Source organism: Paenibacillus sp. FSL H8-0280, assembly GCF_045040665.1.
Lineage (GTDB): Bacteria > Bacillota > Bacilli > Paenibacillales > Paenibacillaceae > Paenibacillus > Paenibacillus xylanexedens_A.
In genome coordinates this window covers 3,134,596-3,147,511 of sequence record NZ_CP150296.1, presented here as the reverse complement: position 1 = coordinate 3,147,511, position 12,916 = coordinate 3,134,596, and the positions used below count along the sequence as shown (strand labels likewise).

General features: G+C 45.2%; 13 protein-coding genes. 2 read left to right on the top strand and 11 right to left on the bottom strand.

Going from position 1 to position 12,916, the window contains the following annotated elements:
- Nucleotides 1-53: 53 nt before the first annotated feature.
- The 4 genes from MHI12_RS14005 to MHI12_RS13990 form a co-directional block, all read right to left on the bottom strand.
- Nucleotides 54-1,424, bottom strand: a complete 1,371-nt coding sequence (locus tag MHI12_RS14005) for a sensor histidine kinase (protein WP_405172715.1) — start codon at nt 1,422-1,424, stop codon at nt 54-56.
- Complete coding sequence (locus MHI12_RS14000) at nt 1,421-2,095, bottom strand: response regulator transcription factor (protein ID WP_017688634.1); 675 nt, start codon at nt 2,093-2,095, stop codon at nt 1,421-1,423. The genes MHI12_RS14005 and MHI12_RS14000 overlap by 4 nt, the downstream gene beginning before the upstream one ends.
- A gap of 73 nt (nt 2,096-2,168) precedes the next feature.
- Complete coding sequence (locus tag MHI12_RS13995) at nt 2,169-2,702, bottom strand: GNAT family N-acetyltransferase (protein WP_339187596.1); 534 nt, start codon at nt 2,700-2,702, stop codon at nt 2,169-2,171.
- 45 nt (nt 2,703-2,747) lie between these two features.
- On the bottom strand, nt 2,748-3,353 hold the full coding sequence (locus tag MHI12_RS13990) for a TetR/AcrR family transcriptional regulator (protein WP_047842851.1): 606 nt from the start codon (nt 3,351-3,353) through the stop codon (nt 2,748-2,750).
- 282 nt (nt 3,354-3,635) lie between these two features.
- Between MHI12_RS13990 and MHI12_RS13985 the strand changes: the two genes are divergently transcribed.
- Nucleotides 3,636-5,075, top strand: a complete 1,440-nt coding sequence (locus MHI12_RS13985; protein ID WP_076249946.1) for a DHA2 family efflux MFS transporter permease subunit — start codon at nt 3,636-3,638, stop codon at nt 5,073-5,075.
- 98 nt (nt 5,076-5,173) lie between these two features.
- On the opposite strand, the gene MHI12_RS13980 is transcribed toward MHI12_RS13985, so the two are convergent.
- From MHI12_RS13980 to MHI12_RS13970, 3 genes are all read right to left on the bottom strand, one after another.
- Nucleotides 5,174-6,409 carry a cytochrome P450 gene (locus MHI12_RS13980; protein WP_405172714.1) on the bottom strand — a complete coding sequence of 412 codons (1,236 nt, stop codon included), beginning with the start codon at nt 6,407-6,409 and terminating at the stop codon, nt 5,174-5,176.
- Between the two features lie 214 nt (nt 6,410-6,623).
- Entirely contained in the window at nt 6,624-6,911 is a 288-nt protein-coding gene (locus MHI12_RS13975; protein ID WP_076249416.1) for a hypothetical protein, read from the bottom strand.
- Nucleotides 6,908-8,050, bottom strand: coding sequence for an NAD(P)/FAD-dependent oxidoreductase (locus MHI12_RS13970; RefSeq protein WP_405172713.1), 1,143 nt, complete (start codon nt 8,048-8,050; stop codon nt 6,908-6,910). Before MHI12_RS13970 ends, MHI12_RS13975 begins: the two co-directional genes overlap by 4 nt.
- 296 nt (nt 8,051-8,346) lie before the next feature.
- Here MHI12_RS13970 and MHI12_RS13965 point away from each other — a divergent pair, with 296 nt between their 5' ends.
- Nucleotides 8,347-9,162, top strand: a complete 816-nt coding sequence (locus MHI12_RS13965) for an AraC family transcriptional regulator (protein ID WP_282321530.1) — start codon at nt 8,347-8,349, stop codon at nt 9,160-9,162.
- Here MHI12_RS13965 and MHI12_RS13960 read toward each other — a convergent pair.
- The 4 genes from MHI12_RS13960 to MHI12_RS13945 all read right to left on the bottom strand — a co-directional run bounded on the left by MHI12_RS13960 (nt 9,159) and on the right by MHI12_RS13945 (nt 12,884).
- Nucleotides 9,159-9,800 (bottom strand): HAD family phosphatase, encoded by a 642-nt coding sequence (locus MHI12_RS13960; RefSeq protein WP_047842847.1) that lies wholly within the window; start codon nt 9,798-9,800, stop codon nt 9,159-9,161. The two genes, MHI12_RS13965 and MHI12_RS13960, sit on opposite strands and share 4 nt — an antisense overlap.
- A gap of 39 nt (nt 9,801-9,839) precedes the next feature.
- A complete protein-coding gene (locus tag MHI12_RS13955) occupies nt 9,840-10,433 on the bottom strand; it encodes a DUF1349 domain-containing protein (RefSeq protein ID WP_405172712.1) in 594 nt (197 codons plus the stop codon).
- A gap of 94 nt (nt 10,434-10,527) precedes the next feature.
- A complete protein-coding gene (locus tag MHI12_RS13950) occupies nt 10,528-11,772 on the bottom strand; it encodes an MFS transporter (protein ID WP_169479570.1) in 1,245 nt (414 codons plus the stop codon).
- Nucleotides 11,773-11,852: 80 nt separating this feature from the next.
- Nucleotides 11,853-12,884, bottom strand: a complete 1,032-nt coding sequence (locus MHI12_RS13945; protein WP_036608226.1) for a zinc-binding dehydrogenase — start codon at nt 12,882-12,884, stop codon at nt 11,853-11,855.
- Nucleotides 12,885-12,916: the final 32 nt, after the last annotated feature.

Sequence of the window (12,916 nt, the reverse complement as noted above, 5' to 3'; positions counted from 1 at the left end):
TTCGGTTTAGATAATCCGATGGATATTCTATTCATTGACCCTATCCTGTGAGCCTAACTATCCGTTGGTGGATGGATGGGCAACGTGACAATAAAGGTCGTGCCTTGACCAGGTTCGCTTTCCACTCGAATGTCACCCTGATGAAGGGATACGATCTGTTTAACGATAGCAAGTCCCATACCACTCCCGTCATATTTGCGGCTGTGGGAACGATCTGCCTTGAAAAAACGGTCGAATATACGCTTCTGATCTTCCAGGGGAATTCCAATGCCCGTGTCGGATATTCGAACAGTCACATTTTTGAAGTCCTCTTCGATACTGACTTTAATCATACCGCCATCCTCGGAAAACTTGATGCTATTTCCGATGATGTTTGTCCATACCTGATTTAACTGATCGTGATCAGCCGTTACCTTCACGTTCTCCAAATCAAGCTCGAAATGAATGTTGCGCCCAGACCATTGCGGCTGAAGCGCCACGATGACCCGCCTGATCTGTTCATCAAGGCTTAAGGTGGTGAGCCGTAGTTGCTGTGACTGCGATTCAAGCAAACTCAGCTTCAGCAGGCTATCACTCATTTTGGACATTCTTTTTGCTTCTGAGATGATAATATCCAGGTAACGGTTTCGTTCTTGTTCTGAGAGATTTACTTGCTTCAGTGCCGAAGCGTAACCGGATATCGAGGTGAGCGGAGACTGAACCTCATGCGAAACATTTGTAACGAATTCCCTGCGCATCTGCTCCAACTGCTGAAGATCATGCATCATTTCTTCAAAGCTGCGGGCCAATGTACCAATCTCCGTCGTTTGTTTAATGTTCAACTTGACGTTGAAGTCTCCAGCTGCAATCCGTTTGGTCGCTTTGGTCAATTTTTTGATCGGTCTAACCAGATATACAGAAGCAACCACAATCAACAAACTTCCTACAATCAAGGAACAGCTTGCAAAAATCAAGCCAAACTGGACCACAAAAGAGGCTGAGGGCGGTGAGAGTGTTTCTAGAAACATCGCTCTTGTACCCGTTTCCGTCTTGATCGGTAGCCCCAAAAGAACGGTAGCGATACCTTTAGGTGTGTCCTGCACAACCCCTCCGTTTAACACCTTCTTGAGTTGATCCGTCGATACGGGTGATGATTTATGTTCGTTAAGCTTCCCATAAGATTGGAACTTGCCCGTTGGATCATAAATTCGAATATGATACGAATCAAGTTGTTTCATTCTACTAACGAATGATTCTGCTTCATCAGCAGGCAGCGTCTTATAAATCTGCACAACGTCCTGGCCAAAATTGCGTATGTTAATTTGAGCATTTTCATTCAATTGATCTTCGAACATCCAGGTTGACATAAAAAATGAAATAATCGTGCCTGTGATGACTGACACCAGAAAGGTCAGAACAACACGAATATATAAAGATCTGATCATTCATAGACCTCAAGTCTGTACCCTAGCCCACGCACCGTTTCAATCCGAAAATCAGGTGTTGTCGCGAATCGTTCGCGCAGGCGTTTAATATGTACGTCTATTGTTCGATCATCTCCCGCGTAATCAATACCCCATATCTGATCGATTAATTGCTCACGTGTATAGACTTGTCCTGGTGTTCCAGCAAGCTTATACAGCAATTCGAACTCCTTAAGTGGTAACGTAAGCGACTCCGTGCCTCTCATCACCTTATACGTCTGACGGTCCAGAATGACGTTGCCAAACTGGATTGTATGTGTGGAGCCGATTTTGTATCGTTTCAGTAATGCTCGGACACGAGCGGTCAGCTCTAATGGATCAAACGGTTTGGTCAAATAATCATCCGTACCCAGTTCGAATCCTTTCACCTTCTCCCAAGTCTCTCCTCTCGCCGTCAGCATGAGTAACGGGAGGTCGGGATTGGCTCTTCGGAGTTCTTTGCACAGTGCCCAACCATCCATGACAGGCATCATAATATCAAGGACGACCAGATCCACTGGAGTTTCGCCATATATAGTGAGAGCTTCCTTACCGTCTGCAGCTTCCACTGTTGTGAATCCATCGTTTTTGAGAAATAGACAGACGAGTTCACGAATGTTCGCATCGTCGTCTGCAACGAGTATAGTAGCCATATGTTTTTTCTGTCCTCTCCGTTACGTTTAAATATATAGTCCAACTTGTATAGTAAATATTAAAACATCTTGCTTATAGTATATCCACAGCAAACATCGTATGTTCTTTCAACGTTCCCTGGATTGGCACAGGCTGTGACCCATTCTCCTTGAATCCTGCTTTTTGAAGGACACGGATGGAACCTTTATTATCAGGTACAGCGCCAGCTTCGATTCGAGTAATTTCAGTTTCGTGTTTGGCAAATTCCAGTACACATTGCAGGGCTTCGCTCATATATCCTTTTCCTTGATGCAGAGTATCCGTCACATAACCAACGATCCATTTTGGGGTAGAATCCAGTATGATCTCGAACAAAGAAATTTCACCGACGAGTTCATCCGTTGTATGTAGAAAAACACCAAAAGAATAGCGATTTCCTTCTTCTCTCTTCTTGTTCCAGCTCTCAATGAGTGACCTTTGCCCTTCCAAGCTGTAGAAAGACTCCTCCCGATCACTTGCTGATATGTTCTCGATTTCCGCACGGTTGCGAACCTGTAGATCCAAAAGCAATGCGGCATCATCCACATTCCAAAATCTCACATAGATACGTTCTGCACTATATTTCATTACATTATTCCTCCTCTATTAACGTTAGGGGCAACTGTAGCATGATTATATCAGGTCATTATAAGAGTACGAGCGAATCAACGAGAATTGCTTCGCCAGGAAATGAGGTGAATATGGCATATCATTACGCAACCAGGCAACAATGGTTCCAATAAGGGCAGAAGAACCGTACCAGATTGCAATCTCTTTGTGAATGCCGGATTCTTCGAGTTCATCTTCCATCTCTACCCGATCAATTTTGGCTTTGACCAGCGTACTCAACAATTTGAGCAGTCGTTCGGTAAAAATCGGTGTGCGCTTTGTAGCAAGAACCACCTGATAGAACGAGGCGTTCTCTGCAAAATGCTCCAGTAACTTGACTAGAACAGGCCAAGCCTCTTCCGTTCTTTGTTTCTCAAAATGAGGGGCATATTCATCCACGATCCGTTCAATATTCTCAATCATCTCATCCGCCATCTTCTCCATCATATCCGTAATATCACGATAGTGCAGGTAGAAGGTTACCCGATTGATCGTCGCTCGTTCGGCAATTTTGTTGACTGACAACTTCTCAATATCCATTTCCTGCAGCAATTCAACAAATGCACCTCGAATTAACTGACGTGTTCGCAATATTCTTGGGTCCACGGCTGATTTCTTCTCGTCTTTCACGTGTATCCCTCCCATCAAATTTTAAACATTACAATTCTAAACAATCAGTCGTTTATTTTTGATTTACACAACAAATTCATTTTATTTGTAAAATAAACGACGAAAACACGTCATAACGTAAATTGTAATCTGTCCGAATATGTATATAATTCAATAAATACAATGTAAACTATACAACACGTTGTAAATTTAGTCACGTGTGGATTGAAAGGATGAAAAGGATTGAGTCAGGCTAGAGTACAAGAAGAATTATCCGTAAAGAAAGGCCCCATCCTGTTTATCATGATTTTGGGAGCCTTCCTTGCAACGTTGAATCAAACGATCATGAGTGTCGCTACACCGGAACTAATGGGTGATTTTAACATCTCCGCCGCAACAGCACAATGGTTAACGACAGGTTACATGCTGGTGAACGGGGTGCTTATCCCAATCACGGCCTACTTTATGCAACGTTTTTCAACCAAGCAATTATTCCAAGCTTCCATGTTTATTTTCCTGATTGGTACCATCGTATCCGCTCTTGCAGATAACTTTGGCACACTGCTGACAGGACGCATGATTCAGGCAGCGGGTGCCGGGATTATCATGCCGCTCTTGATGCACGTTATTTTGACTTTGTTTGCTCCTGAAAAACGAGGATCTGCGATGGGTATGGTTGGTTTTGCCATCATTTTTGCCCCTGCAATTGGGCCTACCCTTGCCGGTTATATCCTAGAGAACTACTCTTGGCAAACGATGTTCTACGGCATGATTCCATTAACTCTTATTGTCATTGCTTTTGCGTTTGTATACCTGAAGAATGTATCTGAACGGGTCAACACAAAGTTCGACACAATCAGTGTGGTGCTCTCCACGATCGGATTTGGCGCATTGCTCTATGGTTTCAGCAGAGCAGGAAGTCTGGGATGGTCAAGTGCAGAAGTTCTTATCTGTATTGCGGCTGGAATTGTTTCTCTTGCCCTGTTTACATGGCGTCAGCTCGTTTCTGAAACTCCGCTGCTTGATCTGCGGGCATTCAAGTACAACATGTTCTCACTGACCACGGTCATTAGTATCGCGATTACAATGATCATGTATGCTGACATGATGCTGCTTCCCCTGTATCTCCAGAACGCACGTGGTTACACTGCACTGGAGTCCGGATTATTGCTTCTGCCAGGTGCGCTTGTCATGGGCTTCCTGATGCCAGTAGCCGGAAAATTGTTTGACCGATTTGGAGCGAAATGGCTCGCTGTTATCGGAATGGTGATCACCATCGTGACCACAATTGGTTTCATCGACTTAACGGACTCAACCAGTTATGGTTACCTGGTATTAATGTCAACCGGACGCCGAATTGGTATGGCTTTGCTCATGATGCCGATTCAAACTGCGGGTCTTAACCAATTGCCACCAAGACTTGGTGCACACGGCACAGCTATCTCCAACACCGTCAGACAAGTGGCTGGTGCTGTAGGCACTTCATTACTCGTAAGTGTCATGACCTCCCGTACAACAGCGCACGTACAGGATATGATGGCGACTGGTGCAGCCAATGGTCTCAGTCAAAAACAGCTTGCTACAGAATCCATGATCCAGGGTATCAATGATGCTTATGTTGTTATCATCGGTATCGCTGTTGTGGGATTGGTCCTTTCCTTCTTTATCAAACGCACCAAACAAGCCAAAGAGGAAGAAATCAAACAGGTGGTAAGACAAAAAGTTTCTATGAATTCAAATTAAGGTGTCCAGCCTCATACTTGCTTGCATAACAAAGCGGCAGATCAAGACGTTTACGTCTGATCTGCCGCTTTTTAGGGTGTGTCCCGTATGATTCCTTCTCACTCCGTAACGATCTTCACTGGCAGATGGGTCAATGACTGTCCCGGAGCTGAAGTGGCCAGATTATTCTCCAGATCAAAGGACTCCACCGGTTCAATCCGAGCAATCTTCTCCACAAATGCTGTCAAGGCAATGCTTAGTTCCATTCTTGCCAGCGGGGCCCCTAGACAAAAGTGTGGGCCATTACCAAAGGTAAGATGTCTTTTGTTATTACGACGATGAATATTCAGCTCAAAGGGGTCTTCAAACATCTGCTCATCCATATTGGCTGCACTCATCCAGGAGATGACAACATCTCCTTTTTTCAAATCCACTCCGAGCAGTTGATTATCCTGCTTTACTGTCCGATGCCGCTTGGCATTATGGAACCTATAACGAAGCATTTCTTCCACTGCGAGCGGAACCCATTCGGGGTTCTGCCTGAGTTGGCCATACAAGCTCGGGTCATCGTAGAGGAAGGAATAGAACGTATTTGAAACCATATGACTCGTTGTCTCTATACCGGCTCCAAGCAGAAGCATGGTCGTGCGAACAACCTCATCCTCCGTGAACTTCTCACCTTCAACATCAACATTTAACAGATCCGTAATGATATCCTCACCAGGATGAGTCCGTTTATGAACCACAATAGGATACAGGAATTGATAATACTCTTGCGCGGCAGTTTGTTTTTTCAGTTCACTCTCTTCAGCCGTCTTTGGATTGATGGGTTGAAACAAAATATCTACCCAGTTCTTGAAGCGATGGCTGTCTGTAAGAGGGATGCCGAGCAGATCGGCCATAACCATCGAAGGTAGTGGAGCGGCCAACGCTTGAACAATATCAATCGTCGTATTTGGCTCAATATCGGCTACCAGCTGCTCTGCAATGTTGCGAATTCGTGGCTCCCAGTTTTTCAGACTACGAGGTGTAAAAGCAGCCGATAACAACGAACGACTTTTTTGATGACGGGGAGGATCGATACTTGATATGTTTAATTTGTCTGGAGGTGTGCCTTCATTGTTCTTTGCTCCAACGGCAATCGTTGTCCGGGTTCCTTCGGCTGAAAAATACTCATGATTACTGAGGACCTGCTTCACATCATCGTATCTGAACACATTCCAGGTGTCTGTATCTTCGTGATAGTACACAGGATGCTCGGACAGCATTTTTCGAAACCAGTGAAGTGGGAAAAACTCTTCAGATCTCGACTGAAACCCCGTGATGTCCTCAACACGTATCACTTCTTTATACATTTGGAATCCGCCTCTCAGCATAGTTTCGTGATTGGTTACATGGGTACCTGAATTGACAGTTCAGCACCTGATTCCATTTTATACCATACGTTCATTTATTGATATAAACCATTTGAACTAAATCAGAAAAACCCCTTAATATAAGGGGTTTTCGTTTTATACGTATCGTATATTATTTCTGTTGATGTCTCAAAGAGATAAGCCATAGAGCCGATCAATCGCCTAGTTTCGCTAATGCTTCCTGTAGTTGCTCCAGTTGTTCAGACAGGGTTTCAATCAAGTTCTTCGTTTGGCTTGCCTTCTCCATTAAGATTTGCTCTTCAGAACTGTCTTCGGATACATTCCTGATTGGTGATGACTTCAATTCCGACAATTCGCTTTTGTATGTTTCTTGTTTCTCCAAAGCTATGCGCAGTTTTTCTTTCGTCGTACCAATCTGATGCTCCAGATATACGATGTCGGACGAGTTCGCTCCATCGGATACACGTTGTGAATAAGTCATGACTCACCTCTTTCAATTTCATCCATTGCTTTGCCAACAGTGTAGGGCTCAATATCGATATCCAGTTCCATGCCTAGAGCTAGTTTCGCCAGTTGACTCCCGATAAAAGGACCCATGGTCAGTCCAGAGGCTCCAAGTCCATTCGCGGTAATCAGACCTTGCCAGCCTGGAACAGCCCCCATTACTGGCAGAAAGCCAGGTGTGAACGGACGGAACCCAACTCTTACCTCCTGGAATGTGCTATTGGCTAGCCCCGGCGCCAGTTCCAGACCTTTATTCAAAACTTCCTGCATGCCCCCTGCAGTTACTCTTGTATCATAACCCTCCACATCATTTTCATGAGTGGCACCAATCACAATCTTCTGTTGATCAAAGGCCAGCAGATATTGATCAGAAGGTGGCATGATCACAGGCCAGCGGCCTGTATCCTCCCCATCGGTGACATGTAGATGCATAATTTGTGCCTTTTGATAATGCACTTTAAAGTGTATGCCGAGTGGCTTCAGCAGTTCGTTAGCCCATGCACCTGCACAGACAACGACTTCATCTGCCAGGAAACTCTGATCATTAACACTCACACCAATGACCCGATCCGCTTCGAATTGAAGCGTGGCGTCTCCATGGATCACTTCCGCTCCATTTCGCTGTGCAGACCGGATCAAGGCATCGCGCAGCGCCCTTCCATCTATACGTGCAGCACCGCTGATATGTACCGATTGAAAACGTTCATCCAGTAGAGGAAAACGATCACGGGTTTCTTTGGCATCAAGAGGTGTAATGTCGCCAATCTCCGGCGCAGCTGCTTTGCGAAGATGGGCCCGCTCTTCCATCTTATTGATTTTGTCCACATCCGTATGAATACTAAGCGCGCCCACTTGAGCATAACCGGTTTCCGTTTCTCCTTCGGCTTTAAGCTCCGCTATGATGCCCGGATAGAACCGCGCACCAGCCTTGGCGAGCTGATACCAGTCCTGATTGCGACGCTGTGACAGCCATGGACAGATGATACCGGCAGCTGCATCCGTTGCCTGTCCTATATCTTTTCGATCTACGATGATGACCTCTGCGCCATGTTTGGCTAATTGATAGGCTGTTGATGCCCCCAGAATACCCGATCCGACTACGATGACTTTCTTCATGTTTGCATCCCTTTCTTTAATCACTCATTCCTTATAGCGTATACCGTTTCGCATTCTGTTGGCAAGGCAGGCCGTACTTTTAGATCCATAAATAGAGGCTGATCAGACCACAGTTCATACTCATTCATCCAATAAAGAATTGTTGAAGCATTTATATGAAAACGTTTTATATATTGCCCGTCATTCAATTAAAATTATTCCATTTATGTAATATAATTCTTTCTAGGTTTCTTTTAACGCTGTAACCACGCCACTTACGCACATGATCCTTTAACGAAAAGAGGAATAACACGACGATGCCGAAACCTAGTATGGGGAATCCGATGGATACCGATATGCCGCTCATGATTACAGGGCAAAACCAGTTGACCGTTGATGAATTGATGAATTGGAGCGACCATTCACGGGATTACAGCATTGTACAGTGCATCGGAGGAACAGGGCGAATCGCAGCAAAGAATCATGAATTTTCGATCAAAAAAGGGACCGCTCTCATTTTGTTCCCGGAGGTAACCTACCGTTACCACAATCTGAGTGATTCATTACGATTTGATTGTCTGTCTTTCAATGGCTATTTATTGCCACGGTTCTTGCATACCTTGCAGATCGGGGAGCTGCGCGCCTTCAAGCCGGATGGAATGCTTCATATCCTGTTGCGTGAAATTACGTTGGCGCTGCAGTCCCGGCACAAGGATCAGATCTGGCACGTATCCGCATTACTGTACATGCTTTTGGTCAGATTAACCATTGAAGGTGAACGCTATAGTGCTTACGAACGTTCTGATGCCCGATTAAGATTGGATGAACTCATTACTTTTATCAAACAAAATTATCATCAGGATATTTCTCTCCCCTTGTTGGCTGAGCAGATGGACGTTACCGAGCAGCACCTCAATCGGATATTCAAAAAAGAATTTCAAATGACTCCATTGGAATATCTGATGCGATATCGGTTGTTGAAAGCCAAGGAAATGCTCATCGAAAATAACGCTACGACCGCTCATGAAATAGCCAAAGCCGTTGGTTTCAACAGTGCTAGTTACTTTGGATCAGTGTTCAAAAAATACGAAGGGATCTCCCCTATCGAGCTACGCAAGCAGTATCTGGATTAGAGCGCCTCCACATCAATCTCGGCCAGCGAGGATAACCGCAGTTCATGCATGGCGAATTCCAGACCACGCGTTACCTCGTTAGGTACGATGATACACCGAATACCTGCTGCATTGGCTGCCTTCAAGCCATTAGGTGAGTCTTCGAACACAATCGCTTCGGAAGCCTCGATCCCAAGACTCTGGAGAGCAAGAAGGTACAGTTCAGGGTCCGGTTTCACTCGCTTCACATCCTCGGATGTATGAACGACTGTGAAATAATCAAAAATGCCTAATTTCTGCAAGTAACCATGCACCCAGTCCCGTGTGGAGCTGGAAGCAACCGCAAGCTGAATCCCCTTTTCCCTCGCAGACTGAAGCAATTCATACACCCCTGGAAGAATGGCGGCCTGTCCCAAATAGACTTCGTATTTTTGTTCAGAGAGCAGTTTGATATGATCATGATCTATCTTTTTTTGGAGCGCTTGCTCCAGATACAGAAATGGATGAAATTCCTCAAAGGATGTCCCCACATTTTTCGACCAAAGCTCCAGACCAAGTTCCACTCCGTGCTCTTCATAAATATCGCGAAACGCATAATACCAAGGTGTCTCTGTATCAACAATGAGTCCATCAAAATCAAATATAAATGCTTTTACCATGAACCTGTTCTCCCTCCAATGATCGGCCAGGGGAGCGGATTAGAAACGTGCGGTCAAGTCCGGATGAGTAACGTTCACGGATAAAAAGTGACACGTACAGCCCGTTCCAGTTGGCGACTGAACAACTAATCCAGCTCGAAGTTCCCCTTGTATCGGCATGCCGAAATAACGAATTAGTTTCCACTCATCCCCATCGGGTGAATAAAAGAATGATATGCAACCCTCTACTTTGCGTATACGCAGATAGGGATTAGGTACGGAGACTTCCACCGAATTACAATCATCGGATGAACCATCACGTGTCACCACCGACACGATGGTAGGCACTTTTCCATCATACTCAAAACAAATTTTGCACCAGTTAAGATCATCCGCCATCACCATCAGACATCCGGAATCATATTGATTTTTCATATCAACGGTTAATTGGGTTGTGATTTCGAAATCGCCAGGCACTGGCATGGACAAGAAAGGAGCAGTTGCACGAATGTGCTTCCCCGCTGGATCTTGGAAAAAGTCGGTGTCCGCCTTCGCTTCCACCAGCACACCTCCCTGATCGGTATAGGACCAGGTTTCAGGCTCGTTCATCCAGCTCCATTGCTTCCGTGCTTCTGTTGTCATTACGTTAGTCATTTGTTAGCAGCCTCCCAAGTTAAAATATGTTCTAGAGGTAGTTCTATTTTTTTCTGTACTACATATTCGCTCCAGATACAGTAAACCCCTTTTTCTACATATTTTTGTAAGGTTCCAGCACTTGGGAGTGCTTTTGCGGATCTGGCAGGAAAAACATGATGACCATGAGTACAACATATAGACCAAGAATGACGCTGAATAACAGTGTTGGATTGTGATGGTAGAGCAGGCCCGTCAGGTAACCGGATGGAATGGCTGTAAGCGTCATGACGGTCTGCACGGCCGAGAACATATCGGCTTTCTCATGCGTACCCAATCGGTTCATCAGCAGGGAATCCCGGTACGTCTGCAAAATGAAGTTACCCGCAGCGAGCACGATTAGCGTGAGAAACAACATCCCTATATTCCCCACAGGGATCAACAGAAACAGAATGGCTCCGGCCGTGCTAAGCACAATGGAAAAACCAACATACTTTTCTTCCGAACGCCGTTTCAGTCGCGGAATGATGACCAGATAGAGCAGCATGACGGTTACCGCAGTCACTACTGGGATAAACGAAATGACACGGTCATCAAACTTCAACTGTTCCTTGAAGAAAATGACCTGAAAGAAATTCAGCTGCAAGATCAGATTGGACAACACCGTGATCAGAATAATTGGAAAAAGTCTCCTTTTGTAAAAGGATTTTCCAAACAGGCGCAGACTGGAACCCAAGCTCTGAAGCACGCGGGTTTTACTATGCAATCCCATAAGTTCCTTGCCGACCTCGGTCTCATCCGTGTATCGGTTACGAATGAAGAACATGGCGGTCATGAGGATGCCCCCGACAAAGTAAATAGTGGCGAGTGTAGGCACAATACCATAATCAGCAATGACCACCCCGGCAATAGGCGTGAGTACACCTGCCCCTGTAATAATCATGTTGAGAATGGCAAATACCTTGGATCGTTTGTGTTCCTCCACATCCTCTATGATCAGACAGTTAAAGGCGACCGTTACAAACTTGGATGTTGCGTTCAGTAAATAAGCGATCAGGAACAGCCAGAAGTTCTGGGAGAAGGCCCAGATGAACATGGGAACACTCCAGGCAAGCAGATCAAAGATCAGCGTTGTTCGTTTGCGCCCCAGCTTATTCGTAATGGAACCCGCGAATAGTTGAAAGATAAAGGCAAAATAAAGATTCACCGAATTGATTAAACCGATTTCAATATCCGAAAGTCCGGCTTCCTTCATATATAAAGGAGCATAGAAGAGAACGATCGTGCCCGGAATGGCCCATACCGGTTCGAGAAAAATGGAGTAGCGTGGATTCTTCGGCAAATCTTGAAGCAATTTCAATCGATATCCCTTCCTTCTGCGGTTTTCACCGCTGCGAATTCCAACTTCTCGCAGCGGCAAACCCGCTAATGTCTACATGCTTATAGGATCAGAGCTGTTTTGACCGAATTCATGGGCAATTTCTCTCCAGTATGCATGTCATAACCAATCGTTCCATTAAAGGCCTGTTCATAATCACTCAGCAGTTCCTTGGCTGTCACCATCTGTTCCAGTTCCGGGATACTTTGGGCAAATTTCAGTGCCGTACTGATCATCGAGTGATTAGCAACTGCACCGATGATACTAATGCCATCATTAATCACGGCTGTTGATTTGAACGTCACCTCATAACTGTCGTCATATCCCATAGGAATAATTTTTCCGCCTTTGGCAATCAGCTCAAATCCTACATGAAGCTGGTTACCAACCGCGTCCACTACAATATCAAACTTTTTGTTATTATTGATCTCGTATACTTTATCCAGTGTCAGATCCTGAGGATAGAACACATGATCCGCGATCCCTGAAGCAAACTCTTTGCGGTATGGATCAACTTCCGTGCCTACGGTAAGCCTTGCCAATCGTTTGCTAACAAGCTGACACAGGGAACCGATTGCTCCAGAACCAAGGACCAGTACAGAGTCACTTGGCTTAGTTCCTGCTTTCATGAACGTCTGAAGTACACATCCCAGTGGTTCGATCATCATGGCCGTTTCCCAACTCATGGAATCCGGGATGGCATAGATATACTTTTCGTCCCCAACAAAATATTCAGCAAAGGTTCCGTGTGTCGTCATCCCTACTTGATAATCATCAAAATTCTCGCAGTAGATGAACAGACCCTCACGGCAGTATGAGCAGGTACCGCAAGATTGCGTGGGATCAACCAATACCCGATCACCGATCTTGAAACCACGAACGTCGTCGCCCACCTCAACCACTGTGCCTACGCCTTCATGACCAATGATCGTTCCTTTATTCGCAGGCACTTTGCCTTTGACAATATTCAGATCTGTACCGCAGATGCCGGAACCATAGATTTTAATTTTCACCTGGTTTGGCTTTTGAATAGTTGGCTCCTCAATCTCCTGGTAAGTCACCTGTTTGAGATCCTGATATACGAGTGCTTTCATTGAATAATTCCTCCTAGTCGATTGTTGATTAT